Raw genomic sequence first — 21,000 nt, forward strand, 5'->3', positions numbered from 1 at the left:
CAGCATGAAGGAAATGACATCGATCTTCGATGGAAAAGCCATACAAAAGTGGCTCATCGGCCTTGTCGTTCTTGGATTGTCAGCGAGTGTTCTGTTGCCACTTGGCCAGCTGTTTTCCAAAGCATTCTATAACAAGAACGGTCAGTTCATCGGCCTGGACAATTTCGTTACGTACTTTTCCACCCCAGCACTGGCAGGGTCGCTGAACAACACTTTGTATATTTCTGCGATGACCACGCTTATTGCAGTCACACTCGCTTTTCTATTCGCATATGCCTTGACGCGCAGCGGGATTCGCGGAAAACGAGTCTTTCGGGCTATCGCGCTGCTACCGCTGTTTGCACCCACGATGATGCACGGAATCGCCCTGACCTACCTTTTTGGGAATCAAGGGCTGATGACGACAGGAATCTTCGGGTTGCTCCCGTTCCAATGGGACATCGATCTGTACGGCCCTGTTGGGATAATTTTGGCGGAGATCGTCTATGTTTTCCCGCAAGCGTATTTGATTCTCGCCGTTTCCCTTGCTTTTGCCGACTATCAATTGTACGAAGCGGCGGATACGCTCGGGGCGAACCATTGGCGCAAGTTTTTTGTAGTGACGATTCCCAGTGTGAAATACGGTATCGTCAGCGCCTGCTTTGTCTGTTTTACTCTCTCGTTTACTGACTTCGGAGCACCAAAGGTTGTCGGTGGACAGTTTTCTGTACTGGCGACAGACGTCTACAAGCAGGTCATCGGTCAGCAAAATATGACGATGGGAGCAACGGTTGGGCTGCTATTGATCATTCCCGCTCTCGTGGCGTTTGTCGTGGACCGGATTGTTGAGCGGAAGCAACATGCGGCTGTTACAGCCAAGTCCAAACCGTATCGAATCAAGGAAAATCGTTTGCGCGACTTGTTTTACTCCGTTATTTGTGTGAGCGTCAGCGGATTTTTGCTGCTTCTCATGGCTGCAGTGGTACTGGCTTCTTTCATCAAAGTATGGCCGTATAATCTGACTTTTGGCTTGGATCATTACGACTTTTCCAATGTAGCCGGAGAAGGGATCGAGCCACTGTGGAACAGCATTCTCGTCGCCTTGCTGACGGCAGTGATCGGGACGGCGGTCACGTTTATTACGGCCTACACGATTGAAAAGTCCCAAGTGTGGAAGGGGCTTCGCCAAGCTGGATACTTCCTGTCGATTCTCCCGCTGGCATTGCCGGGGATGGTCATTGGGCTAGCGTACATTTTCTTCTTCAATAATCCATCGAATCCATTTCACGGCATGTACGGAACGATCTGGATTCTAATTTTGGCGAACGTCATTCATTTTTTCGCAGTCGGTTTTATTACAGCAACCAGCGCGTTGAAAAAGCTCGATCCCGAGTTCGAGCAGGCGGCAGAGTCCATGGGGATCTCGCAAACAAAGCTATTGTGGCGCGTCACGATTCCCGTCTGTATGCCAGCAATTGTCGAGATGGCGGTTTACTTTTTCATCAACTCGATGGTGACGATCTCGGCGGTTGTTTTTCTGTACGCAGCGGATTTCAAGTTGGCATCTGTCTCCATCGTCAACATGGATGACGCCGGGGATGTGGCTCCGGCAGCAGCGATGTCGGTATTGATCGTCTTCCTCAACATCCTCGCACGTGCTGGTGCAGAATGGATTGCATCCAAACTTCGCAAGCGGACAACAGGGTCCTACCAAGAGAAAGGTCAGGTGGCATAAAGCATGAAAGCAGTAGTATTTGATTGGGCGGGAACGATGGTAGATTACGGGTGTTTCGCTCCTTTGGCGGTCTTTTTACAGGTGTTCAAAAAACGGGGGATCGAGCTGACAGCAGCAGAAGCACGCGAGCCGATGGGGATGCTCAAGCGCGATCATATCCAGGCGCTGTGCAAAATGGAGCGGGTAGCAGCGCTGTGGCAAGAGCGTTACGGTCGACTTCCGAATGAAGCGGATGTGGACGAATTGTACGCTGACTTCGAACCGATGCTGATGGCTACGCTGCACGAGTATGCTACTCCTATACCGGGGGCAATCGAATTGGTAGGACGACTGCGTGAGCAAGGCATCAAAATCGGCTCAACTACAGGGTACACAAGGGAAATGATGAATGTTGTAGCAGCATCGGCCAAACAACAGGGCTACGAGCCGGACGTACTGATCACCCCAAGTGAAGTGCCTGCTGGACGTCCATATCCATGGATGTGCTATCAAAATGCGATCCTGCTGGACGTATATCCAATGAACGAGATGGTCAAGGTCGGTGATACGACGAGCGATATGAAAGAAGGCAGAAACGCCGGAATGTGGACCGTTGGCGTTCTGAAGGGTGGAAGCGAGCTCGGTCTGTCCTTGGAGGAAGTGACGAGCATGCCACAGGAAGAGCTGGATAAAAAACTTGCTATCGCAACAGAACGACTGATGGCGGCGGGCGCGCACTACGTAATCGAGGAGATTGGATGCTTGGACGAGGTGCTGAAAAAGATCGAGATGCGTCATGCAGGAGGAGAGAGACCATGAATCAGACAAGACCAACCGACAACCCGTACTTGTTGCTCACCCCCGGACCATTGACTACTTCCTCAACCGTCCGCGAGGCGATGCTGCGGGACTGGTGCACATGGGATCGTGATTACAATGAACTGGTACAGGCAATCCGCCAAAAGCTCGTCCGATTGGCAACCTCGCAGGTAGAAGATTATACGAGCGTCTTGATACAAGGCAGCGGGAGCTTTTGTGTGGAAGCGGTGATAAGCAGTGCGATTCCCGCAGACGGCAAGCTGCTCGTCCTGACGAATGGTGCATACGGGGATCGGATCGTGGAAATGGCACAAATTCATGGAATTGCAACGGAGGTCATTGATTTTGGCGAAGTGACAAAAGCCGATGCAGAGGTATTGGAGCAGAGACTAGCGGCGGATGCAACGATCACGCATGTGGCTGTCGTACACTCCGAAACGACTACGGGTATGCTCAATCCGATCAAAGAAATCGGTGAGGTCGCCAAGAAATACGGAAAAGTCTATATCGTAGATGCGATGAGTAGCTTCGGAGGCATTCCAATGGATGCAGCAGAGCTCTCGATCGACTTCCTGATCTCAAGCGCGAACAAATGCATCCAAGGCGTGCCTGGCTTTGGCTTTGTCATTGCGAAAACGTCTGCGCTCATCAAATGCAAAGGGTTTGCCCGTACGTTGTCCCTTGATTTGTACAGCCAGTGGAAGACGATGGAGGAGCAAAACGGAAAGTGGCGCTATACTTCTCCGACCCATGTCGTGCGAGCGTTTTATCAAGCACTGATAGAGCTTGAGGCTGAGGGCGGAGTGGAAAAACGGTACGAGCGTTACCAGCGCAATCAGCAGCTACTCGCAGAAGGCATGGATCGCATCGGTTTTCGCATCCTGTTGCCAAAAGAATCGCAATCGCCCTTCATCACGTCCTTTTATTATCCCGAAAGCGAGGCATTTACCTTCGCACAGCTGTATGAGCGGCTAAAGCAGGCAGGCTTTGTTATTTATCCGGGCAAAATCTCGCAAGCGGACACGTTTCGGATTGGCAATATCGGAGAGGTTTACCCAGAGGATATCGAGAGATTAATCACGGCAATGGAAAACAATCGTTTCTGGCTGGAGTAAATAAAGGGAGGCTATCGTGATGAAGGTGTTTTGCTTGGGTGGAGCGGGAAATATTTGTCGGGAAGCTGTGCTCGATCTCGTGATGCATTCGGATTTTGAGCAGATCACGATCGGTGATTTTAACGAACAAGAAGGTCGCAAGGTAATCGAGTGGCTGAATGATCCACGCGTAGATTTTGTTCCGGTAAACGTACGCGATCATGCGGATACGGTCCAAAAAATGCGCGGTTACGACATCGTAATGGACGGAACCACGATCACACTGAACGGCCTGTCTACTGCTGCAATTGCGGAGGCTGGCTGCCATGGCATCAATTTGAACGGTTTTGGGGAAGAAAACGCATCAGATGCGATCTTCCGCGACCATGGGAAGACCTGCCTTCCAGGCTTTGGCATGACACCTGGATTGACCCAAATGATGGCGATGCATGCAGCGAACCAGCTCGATGAAGTCGACGAAGTCCGCGTCAGCCACGGTTCCTTTCGCCCGATTGCCTTTTCCAAATCGATCACAGAGACGACGACCTATGAGTATGATCCAGACTTGCCAGGGCGCGTCGTCTATGAAAATGGGGAATTTATTCAAGTTCCGCCATTTGCTCGCCCACGCGAAATAAAGCTTCCCGAGCCGTATGGAAAAACCATTCAGTACATCATTCCTCATGCAGAAACGAAGACGCTGGCACAGGCTTTGTCTCCAAAAGGGGTAAAGCTGATCGAGGTACGGGGAACATGGCCGAAGCAAAACATGGAGCTGGTCAAAGCCCTCTACGATTATGGCTTTTTACGGAACGATCCCATCACGGTAGGCGAAACAAAGGTGGGAATCCTTGATTGTATCTCCCAATACCTCTACAATTCTAGGGAGGGAAAAGAGACGGAATTATACGGGTACTCTCTCCATGTCGAAGTAACAGGTACCAAGGACGGTCGGAAAGTAGGACACGTCCTGTACCATACACATCCGGCATCTGACGGCTCTGTAGCTGACTGGGCTGGGCTGCGCGCCTATACCCGCAACGTAGGAATCCCGCTGGCGATTGCTACTGAGCAGATCGCAAAAGGAAACGTAAAAGCTACTGGCGTCATTACTCCAGAAGAGGCATTCGATCCGGCAGTGATTTTTCACGAGCTGGCAAAACGTCAGATTTACATTCATGGAGAGAAGCTCGAAATGACGTAAAGTACGATATAGGGGGACATTCGGCGTGTCGTTGTTCGGGGAAGAGCGTAAGCAAATCATTTTGCAGTTGATCAATTCCAATGGCAAGGTGCGGACCAATGAACTGGTCGAAAAGCTGCAGGTTTCGTCTGAGTCGATCCGGAGGTATTTGGAAGAGCTGGAAGCGGAGAAAAAGCTGAAGCGCGTTTATGGCGGGGCAGTAAAGCTGACAGTGGAGCGCTCCGAGCCCTCTCATATTACCCGTGAAGTCTTGCGAGCGGAAGAAAAGAAACGGATTGGACGGTTGGCAGCAGACTTGGTGCAAGACAGCGATACCATTGTCATCGATGAAGGGACAACGCCTTTGCAGATGATCAGCTTTCTCGTCACGAAAAAAGATTTGACGATCCTCACTAGCTCGATCACGGCGCTGAATCGATTAATCGAGTACCAAAACAGTGGAATGCTTGCGGCAGATATCTACTTCCTGGGTGGAAAAGTGAGCGCCAAGCATCATCGGGTAAGCGGGACCTATGCAGAGAAGATGATGAAACAATTTTATGTGGACAAGGCGTTTATCGCGGCTGACGGCATCTTACTCCATAAAGGCTTGACCTGCTATGAGCCGGATCGAACAGAACTTGCCCGTTGTTTCATCGAAAATGCCAATGAAAGCATTGTGCTAGCGGACCACTCCAAGATCGGGGTTAGCACATTGTGCAAGATCGCAGATTTAGGAGAGGTCGACATTGTGATCAGCGATACGCCAGCACCAGCAGAATGGAATAAAGAACTCCAAGCAAAAAATGTAGCATGGATGGTAGCAGAGGAGTAGTAAGCAGGCCAGTGATTCCCCACGACAGGGAAGCTGGCCTGTTTGCTTCAGGAAGAATGGCGCAGCAAAAGTGGTAGCACATGCAGCAATCTCTCTCTGGTAAGGGCAGCGCCGCCATTCCATTTTTGCGCTTCTACAAAATAAACATACCCATTTTGAACGGCTGGCAGACTGTGCCACCTATCACTTTGCATCAATGCAGCAGCAGCCTGACGCGATTCGGGGTCTTCGGACAGCAGCATAAAGATCCGATTGCCCGCGTACAGGTGGATGTCCTTCTCTTGAATTTCGATAAAACCGTAGCCAGCTTGCATTACTTCCTGAATTTTATCCACCGGAGTAAAACCGTTTGGATGGTAGAGGGCGGAGGAAAGCCCGGAAGTGCCCATTACGAACAGACGCCCGCCATGCTCATGGATAAAGACGGATGCAGTCTCACCGGGCACAAGCTCGGAGCGGAGCTGATTCCACATGGTGGCAGCGTTCGTGTGGTATTTCCTGAGCCATTCCCGCGCCTCGTTCTTCTTCCCTAGCCAATCTCCGAGTGTATACAACCGTTCCTCCAGCGAAGCAAATGAATTAAACGTGAGTGTTGGGGCAATCTGGTTCATCTGCTTGTATTTGTCTTCCTCTGCGTTCGCGAAAATAATCAAATCTGGCTTCAATGCCGTCAAATGGTCAAAGTCAACGGGAAACGCAATATCCTTCATGTGTCTTACTCGGTCCCGGTAGATTGTTCGTTCTACCCAGGTAAAATTTCCGCCGACGATATTTTCCACATGGAGCGCGAGCAAATCATTAAATGTCTCCCCAATATAGACGATGCGTTGTGGGCGAAGGGGGATCTCTACCTCATGCCCTGTCCAGTCCTGCACGAGCTCCATGCGTTGAGTCAGCCTGGAATATTGCCTAGGCGTGTAACCGGTGGTCTTTCGAAAGCGACGATTAAAATAATACTCATCCGTGAAGCCGACCTGCGAGGCGATGTCCCGCAGTGAATCGTTCGAGCTTTTCAAGAGCTTTTTCGCATGATGAATACGCAGCGCTGTCAAATATTCCAAAGGCTTTTTACCCGTCAACTGGCGAAAGAGCTGTGTGTACTGCCACGACGGTACATTGGCCAGATCTGCCAACTGCTTGACCGTCATGTTCTCTTGATAATTTTGCTGGATATAACGAATGCTGTTCTCGACCTCTTTGCTCTTGTTGGGGATAAGGCTAGGAGAGAGATTTTGCTCCAGCAAAAATCCGATCAGCTTCTGGAACCGTAATTGCTGCCAAAAGCTGTCCATTTCAGAAGAAGTTGAACGCCCCAAGAGCAAAGCGTCACATAAGCGCAAGAGCTGGGCAGAGGGGTGAGCGGACAGCTCGATACGACCATCAAGCAGTTCGTATGGATAAGATAGGGGCCTATTGTCTGCATCGAACTGGATGATAGTAAACGAGATTTGGTAGCATTCAATCGCGCTGTCGTATAAGGATTCGATAGCAAAAGGAGTAGACGGTGAAAGCAAAAAACACTTTCCTGCCAAAGGTGAAAACGTTTGGTCGTGAATACGGACGCTGCCGTACCCTTTTGTGAAGAAGAGCAGGGAATGGAAGGGAGTGGCTGAAGGACTAGCTGTCCGCTCTACTTTACACAACTGAAAATGAAGGGAACCGAGCGGAGGATGAGGTGGTATAGAGTGAAGCATCGGTTTTGCCCTCCTTTTTGTGAGAATCATTATCATTTATTTTATCATTCGTATACAAAAGAAAGAAGCCTTTCAATCATTATTGAAAAGCTTCTCCTATTTCATTACTTCGCCAGGATTTCAGGAATCTTTTGCAGGAGCCATTCTCTTGTTGTCGCATCACTGCTAGATTTTTCGATGTCGATAAAGTAGACAGATCCGTTTTTAACAGCCGGAAGGTCTTTCCAGATGCGTGATTTTAGCAGATTCTGCGTTGATTTCTCAGCTTCCTCGCTCGGCGTATTCAGTATAAAGATACGATCTCCCGCTATTTCGGGCAAACGTTCCACGGAAATGAGCTCAAATCCTTTTTGTGCATGGAGTATTTCCTGAATGGGCGCGGTGGGCTTGAATCCGTTTGTATCGTAGAGCACTTGGGAAAGCCCTGTTCTAGCCATGACAAACAGCCGATCACCCGGATAATAGGTAAAGACAGAGGCGGTTTCCCCTTCTTTCATAGTGCCAGACTCCTTCAGCTTCTTCCACATCTCCTCCGATTTCCGTTTGTAATCAGCAAGCCATTTCCTAGCTACCTCCGGTTTCCCAAGAATATCACCGAGCTGGGTCATCCGCTCTTCCAACGGCGCGAATGTATCAAAAATGACGGTAGGAGCGATTTTGGCTAGCTGTTCATATTCTTTTTCCTCCGTATTTGCGTTGATAATCAGGTCGGGCTGTAATTCCAGGACCTTTTCGAGATTAATGGGAAAACCGACATTCTCGACATCATGGAGTTGGTCCTCAAAGATTTGGTTGGAATACCCGAATCCCCCAATCGGCTTCACGCCCAGCGCGAGAATATCGCCAAATGTCTCACCGGAATAGATGATTCGTGCAGGGGAGACCGGGATGTTGCCTGCATGCCCGAGATAATCCGTATAGGGACGCGTCTGGTTTTTCTGACTTGCTTCACTGCTCGCGGAGCTCGTTGCTTGCGAAGCAGATGGACTGCATCCGATGAGCAAGCTACCAGCCAGCACGAAGATTCCTAGCGTTCCGCTTATGTTGCGCATGTGTTTCATTTCTATTTTCCTCCAGTATTCGTTTGAATCTGTTTGCTATCACTGATAATCATTATCATATACAGCTTACCAGCTCAATGGACAAACGTCAGATACCCTTCATTGATTTTGTGCAAAGGGAAGGGTTTCACACGGACGGTTGTGGAGTTTGGACAAAAAATAATGGAGAAAATGCATTGTCAGATAGAGTGGAAACAAATATGATCAGGATGCAAAAGGTGAGAATGAGTATCAATTGGATAATCATCAACAGATGCGAGAGAGGGTAGAAAGATGGTCAGAACGGTTCGGAATGCAGGATTGGCATGGATGGCATTATTATTGATCATGATGCTCGTGTTAACTGCGTGTGCAGAAAAAGCAGCGGAGCCAACATCCACTGAGCAGAAAGCAACGACTGAGAACACCGCTGTGAAAACCAAAGTGGTGAAGGACGCCTATGGCGATGTAGAAATTCCGATAAAGCCAGAGCGGGTAGCGGCGATTTATCAGGAGGACTTTTTGACAGCATTGGGTGTGACTCCGGTTGTCCAGTGGTATCACCCGGCGTGGGGCAAACAGGATTACCTCGGGCTGGACGTGCCGCTTTTTGATATTACAGGAAGTATGGAAGCGTTGCTTGCAGCCAATCCGGATATCATCATTGTGGATGGCTACGCTGATCCCAAGAAATACGAGGAATTCAGCAAGGTAGCCCCTACGTACAAGCTGCCGGATGAACTCCGTAACGACACGATTGGAAGACTCAAGAAAATCGCCGAGGTGTTAGGCGTTCCAGAAAAAGCAGACGAAGCGATCCAAAAGTACAATGAGAAAATAGCGGATACCAAGGCGAAGCTGGAAAAGGCGATTGGCAATGAAACGGTGGCCGTCATTCGTTTGAACGTGGGGAATAAGCCGAATTTGGCCCTCTTCGGAGATGGCAATGTTTACACAGGCATGCTCTACAAGGAGTTGGGACTTACTCCGTATTCCGCTGCCAAAAATCAGGAAACACACGTGGTATTATCAGAAGAAGCCATCCCGGCTATCGATGCAGACCATATCATTGTGTTCCCGTCGAATGGCACGTGGACTTCCGAAGAAAACAAGGATGCACTCAAGATTTTGGAGAGCCCCATCTGGAAATCCGTTCCTGCGGTAAAAAAAGGTCATGTCTACCCAATGGAGCGAACGCATTGGCAATCTGGTGCCATTCTGGCCAATATGAAGAAGGCAGACGATTTGGTCAAAGCGATTGTAAAGTAATGAGTTTAGTAGAGAAAGCGCGTCATATCAGTTGATGCGCTTTCTTTTTCATTTCCGGAGCTTGTAGTCGGGATGTTTACTCATTATAATAGAAATGATAATCATTCTCACGATAAGGGTGAGGGAGATGAATAACGAAGCAACCGGGGCCAAGCTATCTCCACCATCATTCTTTGCTATGACGGCCATCCAAAAAGTAAATGTGGAAAGATGGCAGGACTATCAAGAGCCGGAGGACTACACGATGATTGTAGCAACAGACGGAGAAGGGCACATGGAAATCGAATCGTCGACATATCGGTTCACTCGGGAGCGATGCTGGATTGCAGCACCGTGTCAGAACGTTCGGATCAGTTGCACCAGTCATGTTCTCGACTACTATTATCTGACTTTTCGTGTCGTCCACACGGGAGTTCCGACGCAGGAACAAGCTTCCGAGGCTTTTTTCTGTATGGGGGAGTTGACCTGCACGCCTTTTTCTCGTGTCGTTGAATCGATTGCAGAGATTTACAAGCATCGCGATGCCACAGAGTCGCTGCAACGATTTTATAATCACGTGCGCTTTGAGGAATTGCTATGCGTTTTGGCCCAGCAAAATGTGCCAGGCAAAACAAGTTTGGACCCGAGGAGAGCAGTTGAACGTTCGATTGCGTATGTAGAGGAGCACTATCAAGAGCCGCTGACCGTAGACCAGCTAGCACAGGAAGCGAACGTTCCACGTTGGCGATATACGCAGCTCTTCAAGGAAATGACGGGAGAAATACCGCTCGATTACATGAATCAATTGCGGATCAATCGGGCGAAGCAACTCCTGCTCATGACAGGTGATCGGATCAACGAGATTGCCCAAAACGTCGGATTCAACAGCGAATATTATTTCAATCGTCGTTTTAAACAGAGTGTAGGGCTTGCGCCAGGAAAATACCGCAACATTCATCGGGATGATTTACGAGTCGTCTCTCTTTATATGGAGGATTATTTGCTGGCTCTTGGCATTCGACCCGTCGTTCAATGGGCGCATACATATTGGGGGCAGCAAGCTACTTGGGCCTGCATGATGTACCGGCGTACGATGTGCTGACCGATGACGTGCAGCTATTGTCCAGTCGTGCCCCAGATGTCATTATGCTTCGGGAGTGTACAGGCTGGAAGGCGGATGTGTATGACCAATGTTCCCGGATTGCCTTTACATGCGTAATTCGGCAGTTCGGTCCTGAGTGGCGAAAAACATTGCGCACCCTCGGTGATCGGTTGGGCCGAAGTGAATTGGCAGAGCGGTCAATCGAGCAGTATGAACAAAAAGTAAAAGCTGCAAAAAATGGAATAGGACGCAGTCTCAAAGGGCAGAAGGTAGCCTTCTTGCGCATCTCGGCCGATCAAATCCTCGTAGAGAAAAACTACACATCGCAGGTGTTGTTTCAAGATTTGGAAATGGAGCCGGCCCCGCTCGTAAAAAAACAATTTGCCAAGCAAGGGAGAGAAGGGGTGTCGTGGGAAGAGCTGTCTACACTGGATGCTGATCATATCTTTTTCGCCTTTGACAAGTGGCATGACGGAAAACCAGGTGCCGAACAGCTTCAACTCGACCATCCCGTGTGGCAAGCGCTTCCCGCTGTCCAAAAAAAGCGGGCGTACCAGGTGGATTTCATGACCTGGATGAATCACGGTGTGATCGCCAACGGGAAAAAGGTCGACGAAGTCCTTAAAGTATTAGCGTAAATGTACAAAGACAAGTTCGCGATTGTCCATTGACACTGTTTTCACGCATCGCCTAAAATCATTATGTGATAATAAGAATCAATATCACTATTAGCAACTCAGCTCCAAACTAACGAAAAAAGGTGGCACGTATGAGTCAACACGCACATTCCCTGAAAGAGGGGAATAACGGAAAGCCGGTTGCGTTTCGCTCTCGCCCTTGGGCAGCGACACTCATTTTGACCGGCGGAGTATTCGCATTAATATTGGGGATGTTTTTGTCTGTGTCATTTGGAGCAGCCGACATTCACTTTGCTGTCGTATGGGAAGCTATTTTTCAATTTAATCCAGATATTACCCAACACCAAATTATTCAGGAGATTCGTTTGCCGCGTCTGCTCGGCGGTGCAATGGTCGGGGCCAGCCTCGCTGTTGCAGGTGCCATCATGCAAGGGATGACACGAAACCCGTTGGCGGATTCTGGGCTGCTTGGTTTGAATGCAGGTGCCGGATTTGTTTTGGCTCTCTGCTTCGCTTTTTTCCCGGGTCTGCCGTTCATGTACCTGATTCTCTACAGCTTTTTGGGTGCTGGCGTAGGGGCAGGTATGGTCTACGGGATTGGCTCCTTGGCAAAAGGCGGTTTGACTCCGGTACGCCTCGTTTTAGCGGGTGCCGCATTGACCGCACTATTGTCCGCGTTAAGCGAAGGGATTGCGCTTTACTTTAAAATTGGACAAGATTTGGCCTTCTGGTATGCAGGCGGTGTGGCGGGAACCAAATGGTTTCAGCTTGAAGTCATGTTTCCATGGATTGTCGCAGCTCTTATTGGGGCGATGATGTTGTCGCGTTCCATCACGATGCTCAGTCTTGGAGAAGATGTAGCGAAAGGATTGGGACAGCGCACGGCGTTGGTCAAACTGGCAGGCATGATCATCGTCCTGATTTTGGCTGGATCTGCAGTCGCCGTTGTTGGGGCTGTAGGCTTTGTTGGATTGATCGTTCCGCATTTGACCCGCTTTTTGGTTGGGGTTGATTATCGATGGATTATTCCTTGCTCTGCAATTTTGGGCAGCTTGCTCGTCGTTTTCGCCGATTTGGCCGCAAGAATGGTAAATCCACCGTATGAGACGCCGTTAGGGGCACTTATTGCGCTAATTGGTGTACCGTTCTTCCTTTACTTGGCGCGTAAAGAAAGAAGGGAGATGTAATGATGCAGCAAATGCTTTCCCAATACCAAACCCGCAAAAGAAATAAAGCCTTTGCGGTTATGACGATACTCGCTATCCTCATATTCATCGCGTTTATCATCAGTATGAACACAGGCTATATCCGGTTGTCACCAAGCGATCTTCTGATGACGCTAATCGGTTCTGGAACAGACAAACAAAGCCTGATCTTGTTCGAATTCCGCTTGCCGCGGATTGTGATTTCCCTCCTGATCGGGGCAGGACTTGCCGTATCCGGGTGTATTATTCAAGGAATTTCCCGCAATGCGTTGGCTGAACCTGGTATTTTGGGGATCAACGCTGGTGCTGGCTTGATGGTGATGCTGTTCATTTCGTTTTATCCATCGACGTCTGCAGCACCTGTTTTTTTGCTGCCAGTGTTGGCGTTGCTCGGAGCCAGCGTGACAGCAGCGCTGATCTTCGCATTGTCTTATAAAAGACACAAGGGATTGTCTCCGACCCGTATCGTATTGACGGGGATTGCCGTGGCGGCCGGGATGAGTGCCGCGATGATCGTCTTGACGCTGAAGCTGAGCCCGGACAAGTACCAGTTTGTGGCGACTTGGCTCGCAGGTAGTATCTGGGGGACCAACTGGAAGTTCGTTCTTTCGCTCTTGCCCTGGATCGCCATTTTAATCCCCTATGTTTTTTACAAAGCACGTGTTATGAATGTGCTCAATTTGGGAGAAGAGTTGGCGAAAGGCTTGGGTGCACCCGTTGCCAAAGAGCAATTGAAGCTGCTGGCTGCCGCAGTCGGGCTTGCCGCTTCCTGCGTGGCAGTGAGTGGAGGCATCGGTTTTGTCGGGTTGATCGGTCCGCATTTGGCTCGCAGATTAGTAGGGCCAAAGCATGAGATGCTTTTGCCTACATCAGCGCTGACGGGTGCGCTACTGGTCATCGTGGCGGATACTATCGGGCGCTGGATCATGCAGCCGTCAGAGATTCCGACTGGTATTGTTGTAGCGGTTATCGGTGCACCGTATTTCTTGTACTTGCTGGCACGTTCAAAAGCATAGTTTCGCAAAGGGTGGATATAGCGAGCGTTTTCCCCGTCTGTTTACGAGGGAGACGCTCGTTTTTGTATTTGGTGAAGTAGAGATGAGGCAATTTGGGAATTGAAAAGAGGGAAATGTTGGAGGACAATGGGGAGGAGAAGCAACCGCCTTGTGTTTGTTATAATAACAGCATGAGCATGTATCGGGACGAGAAGGAGTAAAGGCATATGATCGATCGATTAGACCACTTGGTTTTGACGGTAAAAGACATCGAGGCAACCTGTCACTTTTACGAAAAAGTCCTGGGTATGAAGGCAGTTACCTTTGGCGATGGCAGGAGGGCTCTGCACTTCGGCCAGCAAAAAATCAATTTGCATCAAATCGGACAAGAATGGGAGCCAAAAGCGATGCATCCAGTCGCAGGCTCCGCTGATTTGTGTCTTATCACATCCCTTCCGCTGGAGAAAGTCATCCAGCATATTCATGCATGCGGCGTCCATTTGGTGGAAGGACCTGTTCTAAAAACAGGGGCTATCGGGCCGATGCGTTCGGTGTATTTTCGTGACCCGGATCAAAATTTAATCGAGGTCTCTCAGTACTTGTACTTGCCACAGGAATCAGGGGAGGATTCCCTTGCTCCTGCCATCAGGGAGATTTCAAAGAGATTGCAAGAACGTGAACGTGGGACGAGCGGCGCGTACAGTGTCTTGCTTCCGCTCGTCAAAATGGCTGACAATCAGCTCGGCATTTTATTTGAAAAAAGAGCTAGTACGATGCGGCGACAGGCGAACGAGGTTTGTTTTCCGGGAGGGCGAGCTGAGAAGAGCGACGAATCACGTTGGGCGACCGCTGCTCGGGAAACAAGCGAGGAGCTGGGGATTCCACTTGATCGGATTCATTATGTAGGCGAGCTCGATCAGGTGATTGGGCCAGGCTCCTCTATCATCACGCCCTTTATTGGATACGTGGAAGGAATTCGAGATATGGAGCCGAACCCAGACGAGGTCGGAGAGGTCTTTATCCTTCCACTCGATCGTCTGTTGGCAACACAGCCAGCGAAGTATCTTTCCTCTGTTATGACCGAGCCCGAAGAGGATTTTCCTTATCATCTGATCCCGGGTGGCAAGCGATATCCGTGGAAAATAGGGACAGTCGAGCATTTGTTTTACGAGGTGGACGGGCGTGTCATCTGGGGGTTAACTGCCCGGGTGTTGGCTCAGTTTCTCGAATGGATTCACAACGACGACCAAGCAACGAGTAAACAATAAAAGCGGTTATTCAAAAAGTGGAGGAGTGAAAAAACGATGTGGACAAACAATCCGATCACTTCGCGTTTACATTTGAAATGGCCGATTATTCAGGCGCCAATGGCAGGGGGAGCGACCACACCTGCCCTGGTAGCTGCTGTCTCAGAAGCAGGGGGACTCGGGACGCTCGGTGCCGCATATATGTCTCCTGAGCAAATTCGTGAGGCGATCAAGTCCATTCGGGCGTTAACGGACAAACCGTTTGGCGTGAATCTGTTTATTCCCGAAGATTTCGATGCCGACCAGCCAATCGCAGAAGGCGTTGCTCAGGCAATGAATGATGTGCGAGCTCGATTGGGCATTCCGCTTAACCCGCAGGTGACGCAATTTACAGAGCCGTTTGCTGAGCAGATGGCTGTCGTCCTGGAGGAACAGCCCTCCGTTTTCAGCTTTACCTTTGGTGTTCTGGATCATCGCTTGATGGCAGAGCTGAAGCAGCGGGGAATTACTGTCATTGGAACAGCGACAACCGTTCGCGAAGCGATTGCATTGGAAGCGAGTGGAGTCGATATGATTGCCGCCCAAGGCAGTGAGGCAGGCGGGCACCGTGGTTCCTTTTTGCCGGATTCACCAAGCAATATGATTGGAACAATGGCGCTCGTCCCGCAAGTCGTGGATCGGGTCAAGATTCCCGTAATCGCGGCTGGTGGGATCATGGACGGGCGAGGGATCGCAGCAGCACTTGCGCTCGGGGCACAGGCAGTGCAGCTTGGAACGGCTTTTCTGACGTGCAAGGAGAGCGGAGCACATGCCCTGCACAAGAAAGCTATTTTGGAGACGAGCGAAGAGTCCATTGTGATGACACGTGCTTTCTCTGGAAAATGGGCAAGGGGCATTCAAAATGAATTTATGACTACGATCGCTCCACTTGATCACGAGCTCCCGACCTATCCGGTGCAAAATGCTCTGACGAAAGACATTCGAGCCGCAGCGGGCAAGCAGCAGCAAATTGCGTACATGTCGATGTGGGCGGGGCAGGCAGCTCCACTCAGTCAGGAAATCAGCGCGAGTGAGCTCGTTGAAAAGCTGGCGGCGGAGACGACGAGAATTTGCAGCAATCTGGGGCAACCCCAGTAGAATAAATGCGCAAATAAAGTCACGCCAAAGACGGAGGAAATCAAATTGAACCAGGAATACGCTCTCAAGGGGAAACTTGTCGCAGATGGACAGGAATTGCATGATGGTCTCGTAGTCGTGGGAAATGGAACGATCATCTATGCAGGCAAGGCTGATGAGTATGGAAAAGCTTTGCCAGATCATGTGGTGACAGTAGAGGATGGGTGGATTTGTCCCGGATTTGTCGATATGCATATGCATGGGATTGACGGATACGACACGATGGACGGGACGCCGGAATCACTTCAGGCCATCTCGACTGCACTCGCGCGACATGGGGTGACGTCTTTTTTGGCGACGACGATGACGGCTCCTTATGCTCAATTGGAGCAAGTGCTGGTAAACATCGCGCAGAACAGCAGGGAAGGGCTTCCGGGGGCACAATCGATCGGCATCCATCTGGAAGGTCCGTGGATCAACCCTCGTTACAAGGGGGCGCAAAAAGAAGAAAACATCGCGATACCCAAGCTCGATGCAGTGCAAAAGCTATACGAGCTATCAGAAGGTCTGATCAAGGTCGTGACGATTGCGCCAGAACAACCGGAAGCGCTTGAAGCGATTGCCTGGTTAAAAGAACGCGATGTCATCGTATCTGCTGGACATACAGGAGCTACGTTCGCCCAAGCGACAGAAGCGGTAGATGCGGGCGTGCGCCATTTTACCCATTGCTTCAATGCCATGACAGGGCTGCATCATCGGGAGCCAGGTGTAGTCGGTGCCGCGATGTATCATGAGCAGTTGAGCACAGAGCTGATCGCAGATGGAATCCATGTGCATCCAGCAGTCATGAAGATTTTGTATCGGGTCAAAACAGCTGAACGGCTCGCTCTCGTCAGTGATTCCATGCGGGCAGCCGCGATGGGCGAAGGGACTTATGACCTTGGGGGACAAGAGGTTCACGTCCAAGACAATCAGGCAAAGCTCGCAGATGGAACCCTTGCTGGAAGTATCCTGACGCTGAATCGAGCAGTTGGCAATATGGTGATGCTGAGCGGTGTCTCCTTGCCAGATGCAGTGGATATGGCTTCCCTGACACCAGCAAGCATCCTTGGCTTTGGCGAGCGAAAAGGACGGTTGGCGGCAGGGTATGATGCGGATATTACGGTATTGAATACACAATTTGACGTGATCATGACTTTTGTAGCAGGTAAAGAAGTTTATCACCAGTCAAAATAGTTTCTTAATAGAAAAAAGCAGTCCAAGGTCGCTCTTGGATTGCTTTTTTGGCATGAAAGAATAAAGATGTCCCCCGAACGGTTGTGGTCGGGGCGGAGGCCGAAGCGTAGACTGGAAATGCACTTCTTCCCTCTCCACAGCTCCTCCTTACATCTGCTGCTGCAACGCATCCGGTTGAAACCAGATTTTATGAAAGTCCAACCACCCCGACGAATTGATCGAGACACCGCGTAGTGACTTGTGGAACGACGTAAGAGTCTTTTTCTGAACCAAATACAGGACAGCATAATTTTCCTTGATCATGGCTTCGATTCTGGCGAGATGGCGTTCCCGAGCAAGCCGATCTGGCTCCTGAAACGTCAAGCGAATCTCCTTGTTGATAGCCAAAGCCAACGATTCATCAAATGCGGGGAGAAAGTAATTTCTTTGCAAATACATTTCCAGCTCGCTGATTTGATCGCTGCTAAACACATTGCCGTACAGCTGGCAGTCATGTTCGGGCAAACATTCGCGATTCGAAAATTCCCATGGTTCTCTCACATCGACTTCCAGATGTATGCCATAATTGCCGCATCGTTGTTGAATCCATAGCGCATCCTCTTCATGGTAGGCTGTGGTCACGAGTCGGAGTGTTTCTCCCTGATAGCCGCTTTCCTGTAGCAGGGACATGATTTTCGCATGGCAGAGCTGCTCGTTCTCTCTCGCTCTTACCTCCCTTAAAACAGGGTGATATGTGCGGAAGCCTTTTGCCGGGTAGATGCGATCACCGCCCAAATCGGAAATCATTTGATCCCGATCAATCAGCTGATCAAGCGCTTGACGGAACTTGAAATGATTGTGCGGACCCCTCTTCCACTGGTTAAAAACAAGCAAATTACAGCAGGAAAAAAATGCCTCCGTATCGTACCAGTCCTGACCCCCCTGAATGACTGCTTCCTTCAATGCTAGTGCTTTCGACTGAACCCCGTGCGACACCATCACAGACGCCCAATTTGGTTCTTTTAGGCGACCCATGTCCAACTCGGGGAAGATCAAAATTTCCACACGATCCAACTGCGGTCTCCCCAGAAAATGAGCAGGAAATGCCTCAAGAATACAGATCCCCTCGTTAAGGCGGACCAGTTGAAAGGGGCCTGTTCCGATTGGCTTTTCTCCAAAACCTTTCTCATCCTGCTGAACGATTTCTTCTGGAACAATGCTTGCGGGTATCGTCGCCAACAGCCTCAGAAGCAAGTAATTCGGTTCTTTAAGCAGGATGCGCACGGTTCTGTCATCAATGGCGATGAGCTGATCTATATCACGAAACATCCAGCTTGCCTCAAACGTGTCTGGATGCAAACGAAGCCGATTCAGGGAAAAAACAACATCATGAGCAGTCAGTTCCCGTCCGTGATGAAACTGCACGTTCTTTTTTAAATAAAAGGTCCATGCTGTTGCATCTGGACTGCTTTCCCACGAGTGAGCGATAGACGGCAAAATAGACCGACTGTTCTGATCATAATGGACGAGTGTATTGAAAATTTGTCCCGCGAGATGTGCATCGAAGTGGTAGTAAACCAGACCAGGGTCCAGCGTCACAATCGTGCGGTATACCGGAAAGCGGATGATATCTTGGGTACGATTCGATACCGAGTAGCTGGAGAAACCCATTCCTTCCGAGAGCCAATCCATGATCTGGTCTTTGACGGCTGCTTTGCCGTAGCGATTCATGAGCTCCATCGCTTCTTTGACGTCGCCTTTGTCTATCTGCAGCTTGACCTCGGCGAGGAGGATTTCATCGGAATCAGCATAAAGCGTCATGACCGAGACATTGCCACGTCCGCGTCCCGCCTTCCATTCGACCCAAGCCAGATCGACTAGCTTACGGACAATCAGCTTGGCGTAGCGAGGCGTACAGTGCCAAATTCCTGCCAGCTTTTCGATGGTGACAGGGAACGGTTTCCCGATTTCTTCTTGATGAAAAAACGAACGAAGCTCCAGAAAATGCAGAACGGTAACCATGCTGGCCCCCATTTCTCAAATAAAATACATACTTAAAAAGGTGATCGGATTCACTCAAACCGAACCCTTTTTCCCCTTTTTCTAGTTCCATATACTGAAGATAACACGAGAGATAACAAACGGGAATGGGAAAGAGAGATGGGGAGAATGAGATTTCATCCGGTGGCATGGGGTGTCATTATCGGAACATTTTTGTCACGCACTGGTTTTTTTATGACGCTTCCGTTTTTGGGAATTTATTTAGGAAAGGTAAAAGGAATTGATCCTGCGATCGTTGGTTCGATCCTCGCACTCAGCTTGCTGGTTGGAACAATAAGCAGCTTTGCTGGGGGAGCACTGTCAGATCGATTGGGCAGATATCCAGTGATGATCACTGCGATGGGAGCTTGGAGCATCGTCTTGATCGGATACGTTTTTGCGACGGAGACGTGGATGTTCTTTGTTCTAAGTGCTTGTAACGGTCTTTTTCGAAACGTTTTTGAGCCAACAGCCCGTGCCCTGCTGGCGGATGTCACGTCGGATGATCAGCGGGCAGCTGTTTTCAACGCCAGGTATTTCGCGATCAACCTGGGTGGAGCAATCGGTCCGTTAATCGGTCTGCAGCTGGGAGCCGGAAGCACATCCTTGTTGCCGTTCCTTGTTACAGCCATCATTTTTGCCGTGTACGCAGCTGTGCTGGTGGTATTTATGATCATATTCAAGGAACAGTGGAAGAAGGATATGGCTGCTAATCCGGTCACCATGAATCAGATGGCACGCATTGTATTTACGGACAAAGTATTTCTTTACTTGCTGCTCGGGAATTTGTTCGTTGCCGGTGCCTATTCGCATCTGGACACCACACTCTCCCTGTACATTGGGCATGATCGGATAGAGGCGTATTCCTTTTTATTTGTAGTGAACACCATCTCCGTTTTAGCGCTTCAATATCCGCTCGCCAAGTTTATGAAGCGGTACTCCTCAATGACTGCATTGAAGCTGGGCTGTCTATTGTTTGGGCTGGGGCTGTTCGGTTTCGGGCTATTTACGAATTTGTTTTGGCTCTCTGTGTCGATGGTGGTGTTTACGATCGGTGAAATCTTGTGCTTTGTCGTTGGAGATATCCTGATCGGGGAGATTGCTCCTCAGCATTTGCGTGGAGCGTATTACGGCGCCAGCGGCTTTGCCTTCCTTGGACAGAGTGTTTGTGCGTGGATTGGTGGCGTGTTGCTCCAGGTACTCGGATTTGGACAAGGGTCGCTCATCTTCGCGATCCTCATGCTGTTGACCTTTATCGCGCTTCCGTTCTATCAACGCGGCCAGTATTTATGGGAACAGCAGCAACAGCAAAGAAAAAGCTGCGAAAAATCTTCTCAAGCTATCATTTGAATAGGGTGCAAAACATCGAAAAGAAGCACGCTGTTGACGCATGCTTCTTTTTCTTTTTTCTATATCCAACTGACTAGTTGTTCTTTTGAATGACTCCCCACATGTTTCCGCTCGGGTCAAAAAACTTGAGCACCCATCCGAAGCCATCGTTTTGGTAGTGGGTAATCGAGACTTCATGGGCCTGCAAATAATCATGGAGTGCATGGACATCGGATGTGGTGTACAAAAAGACAGGCATGGGTTGATGATGAACGGTAAAGGTTGTGGACGTCTGCTCATCGGTTTCCCATATCATCAAGGTGGGTCCCGCAGACAGGGCAAGAAAAGCGGAAGTACGATACCGCGCCTGCAAGGAAAAGCCAAGGTGATTGCAGTACCAGAAAATGGCCTCTTCCAAATTTTTTACGGGAACTTGTACGTGAAGCAACGATTCCAAATGTGCCATGATCTATCATTCCCCTCTCCATTCTTATTCTTTATATTGCC

General features: G+C 49.7%; 18 protein-coding genes. 14 read left to right on the plus strand and 4 right to left on the minus strand.

Annotation, left to right across the window (positions count from 1 at the left end; genetic code table 11):
* Positions 1–4: 4 nt before the first annotated feature.
* From M3630_RS10125 to M3630_RS10145, 5 genes are read left to right on the plus strand one after another with little or no spacing between them, the layout of a single operon-like run.
* Positions 5–1,714, plus strand: a complete 1,710-nt coding sequence (locus tag M3630_RS10125; RefSeq protein WP_251252007.1) for a putative 2-aminoethylphosphonate ABC transporter permease subunit — start codon at positions 5–7, stop codon at positions 1,712–1,714.
* A gap of 3 nt (positions 1,715–1,717) precedes the next feature.
* Positions 1,718–2,512: a phosphonoacetaldehyde hydrolase gene (gene phnX, locus M3630_RS10130; RefSeq protein ID WP_232774343.1), complete on the plus strand. Its 795-nt coding sequence runs from the start codon at positions 1,718–1,720 to the stop codon at positions 2,510–2,512.
* The gene (gene phnW, locus M3630_RS10135) at positions 2,509–3,627 is read left to right on the plus strand and encodes a 2-aminoethylphosphonate--pyruvate transaminase (RefSeq protein ID WP_251252008.1); all 1,119 of its coding nucleotides are present in this window, start codon (positions 2,509–2,511) and stop codon (positions 3,625–3,627) included. Before phnX ends, phnW begins: the two co-directional genes overlap by 4 nt.
* 19 nt (positions 3,628–3,646) lie before the next feature.
* Positions 3,647–4,810, plus strand: a complete 1,164-nt coding sequence (locus M3630_RS10140) for a saccharopine dehydrogenase family protein (protein WP_251252009.1) — start codon at positions 3,647–3,649, stop codon at positions 4,808–4,810.
* A gap of 25 nt (positions 4,811–4,835) precedes the next feature.
* Positions 4,836–5,624 carry a DeoR/GlpR family DNA-binding transcription regulator gene (locus tag M3630_RS10145; protein ID WP_251252010.1) on the plus strand — a complete coding sequence of 263 codons (789 nt, stop codon included), beginning with the start codon at positions 4,836–4,838 and terminating at the stop codon, positions 5,622–5,624.
* 47 nt (positions 5,625–5,671) lie between these two features.
* Here M3630_RS10145 and M3630_RS10150 read toward each other — a convergent pair whose 3' ends face one another.
* Both M3630_RS10150 and M3630_RS10155 read right to left on the minus strand, forming a co-directional pair.
* Positions 5,672–7,318: a helix-turn-helix domain-containing protein gene (locus M3630_RS10150; protein WP_251252011.1), complete on the minus strand. Its 1,647-nt coding sequence runs from the start codon at positions 7,316–7,318 to the stop codon at positions 5,672–5,674.
* Between the two features lie 104 nt (positions 7,319–7,422).
* Positions 7,423–8,379 carry an ABC transporter substrate-binding protein gene (locus tag M3630_RS10155; protein WP_251252012.1) on the minus strand — a complete coding sequence of 319 codons (957 nt, stop codon included), beginning with the start codon at positions 8,377–8,379 and terminating at the stop codon, positions 7,423–7,425.
* A gap of 273 nt (positions 8,380–8,652) precedes the next feature.
* Between M3630_RS10155 and M3630_RS10160 the strand changes: the two genes are divergently transcribed.
* The 8 genes from M3630_RS10160 to nagA all read left to right on the plus strand — a co-directional run bounded on the left by M3630_RS10160 (position 8,653) and on the right by nagA (position 17,145).
* Positions 8,653–9,627 (plus strand): ABC transporter substrate-binding protein, encoded by a 975-nt coding sequence (locus tag M3630_RS10160; RefSeq protein WP_251252013.1) that lies wholly within the window; start codon positions 8,653–8,655, stop codon positions 9,625–9,627.
* A gap of 127 nt (positions 9,628–9,754) precedes the next feature.
* Positions 9,755–10,708: an AraC family transcriptional regulator gene (locus M3630_RS10165; protein ID WP_251252014.1), complete on the plus strand. Its 954-nt coding sequence runs from the start codon at positions 9,755–9,757 to the stop codon at positions 10,706–10,708.
* The gene (locus M3630_RS10170; protein ID WP_251252015.1) at positions 10,672–11,346 is read left to right on the plus strand and encodes an ABC transporter substrate-binding protein; all 675 of its coding nucleotides are present in this window, start codon (positions 10,672–10,674) and stop codon (positions 11,344–11,346) included. Before M3630_RS10165 ends, M3630_RS10170 begins: the two co-directional genes overlap by 37 nt.
* 131 nt (positions 11,347–11,477) lie before the next feature.
* Complete coding sequence (locus tag M3630_RS10175; protein WP_047071438.1) at positions 11,478–12,533, plus strand: FecCD family ABC transporter permease; 1,056 nt, start codon at positions 11,478–11,480, stop codon at positions 12,531–12,533.
* A 2-nt stretch (positions 12,534–12,535) separates the two neighbouring features.
* Positions 12,536–13,567, plus strand: coding sequence for a FecCD family ABC transporter permease (locus M3630_RS10180; protein ID WP_251252228.1), 1,032 nt, complete (start codon positions 12,536–12,538; stop codon positions 13,565–13,567).
* Positions 13,568–13,773: 206 nt separating this feature from the next.
* The gene (locus tag M3630_RS10185; RefSeq protein WP_251252016.1) at positions 13,774–14,814 is read left to right on the plus strand and encodes a VOC family protein; all 1,041 of its coding nucleotides are present in this window, start codon (positions 13,774–13,776) and stop codon (positions 14,812–14,814) included.
* 36 nt (positions 14,815–14,850) lie between these two features.
* Complete coding sequence (locus M3630_RS10190; RefSeq protein WP_251252017.1) at positions 14,851–15,930, plus strand: NAD(P)H-dependent flavin oxidoreductase; 1,080 nt, start codon at positions 14,851–14,853, stop codon at positions 15,928–15,930.
* Between the two features lie 45 nt (positions 15,931–15,975).
* Positions 15,976–17,145, plus strand: coding sequence for an N-acetylglucosamine-6-phosphate deacetylase (gene nagA, locus M3630_RS10195; RefSeq protein ID WP_251252018.1), 1,170 nt, complete (start codon positions 15,976–15,978; stop codon positions 17,143–17,145).
* A 147-nt stretch (positions 17,146–17,292) separates the two neighbouring features.
* On the opposite strand, the gene M3630_RS10200 is transcribed toward nagA, so the two are convergent.
* The gene (locus M3630_RS10200) at positions 17,293–19,146 is read right to left on the minus strand and encodes an SgrR family transcriptional regulator (protein ID WP_251252019.1); all 1,854 of its coding nucleotides are present in this window, start codon (positions 19,144–19,146) and stop codon (positions 17,293–17,295) included.
* Between the two features lie 147 nt (positions 19,147–19,293).
* Between M3630_RS10200 and M3630_RS10205 the strand changes: the two genes are divergently transcribed.
* Positions 19,294–20,514, plus strand: coding sequence for an MDR family MFS transporter (locus tag M3630_RS10205; RefSeq protein WP_251252020.1), 1,221 nt, complete (start codon positions 19,294–19,296; stop codon positions 20,512–20,514).
* A 73-nt stretch (positions 20,515–20,587) separates the two neighbouring features.
* On the opposite strand, the gene M3630_RS10210 is transcribed toward M3630_RS10205, so the two are convergent.
* Positions 20,588–20,959, minus strand: coding sequence for a VOC family protein (locus M3630_RS10210; RefSeq protein ID WP_251252021.1), 372 nt, complete (start codon positions 20,957–20,959; stop codon positions 20,588–20,590).
* Positions 20,960–21,000 lie beyond the last annotated feature (41 nt).

The sequence above is a fragment of the Brevibacillus sp. MER 51 genome (assembly GCF_023714195.1).
Taxonomy (GTDB): domain Bacteria; phylum Bacillota; class Bacilli; order Brevibacillales; family Brevibacillaceae; genus Brevibacillus.

Coding starts and splice junctions, on each gene's coding strand:
- M3630_RS10200 (WP_251252019.1), bottom strand. CDS start 19,146: ATGGTTACCGTTCTGCATTTTCTGGAGCTTCGTTCGTTTTTTCATCAA.
- M3630_RS10175 (WP_047071438.1), top strand. CDS start 11,478: ATGAGTCAACACGCACATTCCCTGAAAGAGGGGAATAACGGAAAGCCG.
- M3630_RS10165 (WP_251252014.1), top strand. CDS start 9,755: ATGAATAACGAAGCAACCGGGGCCAAGCTATCTCCACCATCATTCTTT.
- M3630_RS10160 (WP_251252013.1), top strand. CDS start 8,653: ATGGTCAGAACGGTTCGGAATGCAGGATTGGCATGGATGGCATTATTA.
- phnX (WP_232774343.1), top strand. CDS start 1,718: ATGAAAGCAGTAGTATTTGATTGGGCGGGAACGATGGTAGATTACGGG.
- M3630_RS10210 (WP_251252021.1), bottom strand. CDS start 20,959: ATGGCACATTTGGAATCGTTGCTTCACGTACAAGTTCCCGTAAAAAAT.
- M3630_RS10150 (WP_251252011.1), bottom strand. CDS start 7,318: ATGCTTCACTCTATACCACCTCATCCTCCGCTCGGTTCCCTTCATTTT.
- M3630_RS10125 (WP_251252007.1), top strand. CDS start 5: ATGAAGGAAATGACATCGATCTTCGATGGAAAAGCCATACAAAAGTGG.
- M3630_RS10185 (WP_251252016.1), top strand. CDS start 13,774: ATGATCGATCGATTAGACCACTTGGTTTTGACGGTAAAAGACATCGAG.
- M3630_RS10190 (WP_251252017.1), top strand. CDS start 14,851: ATGTGGACAAACAATCCGATCACTTCGCGTTTACATTTGAAATGGCCG.
- phnW (WP_251252008.1), top strand. CDS start 2,509: ATGAATCAGACAAGACCAACCGACAACCCGTACTTGTTGCTCACCCCC.
- M3630_RS10140 (WP_251252009.1), top strand. CDS start 3,647: ATGAAGGTGTTTTGCTTGGGTGGAGCGGGAAATATTTGTCGGGAAGCT.
- M3630_RS10180 (WP_251252228.1), top strand. CDS start 12,536: ATGCAGCAAATGCTTTCCCAATACCAAACCCGCAAAAGAAATAAAGCC.
- M3630_RS10205 (WP_251252020.1), top strand. CDS start 19,294: ATGAGATTTCATCCGGTGGCATGGGGTGTCATTATCGGAACATTTTTG.
- M3630_RS10155 (WP_251252012.1), bottom strand. CDS start 8,379: ATGAAACACATGCGCAACATAAGCGGAACGCTAGGAATCTTCGTGCTG.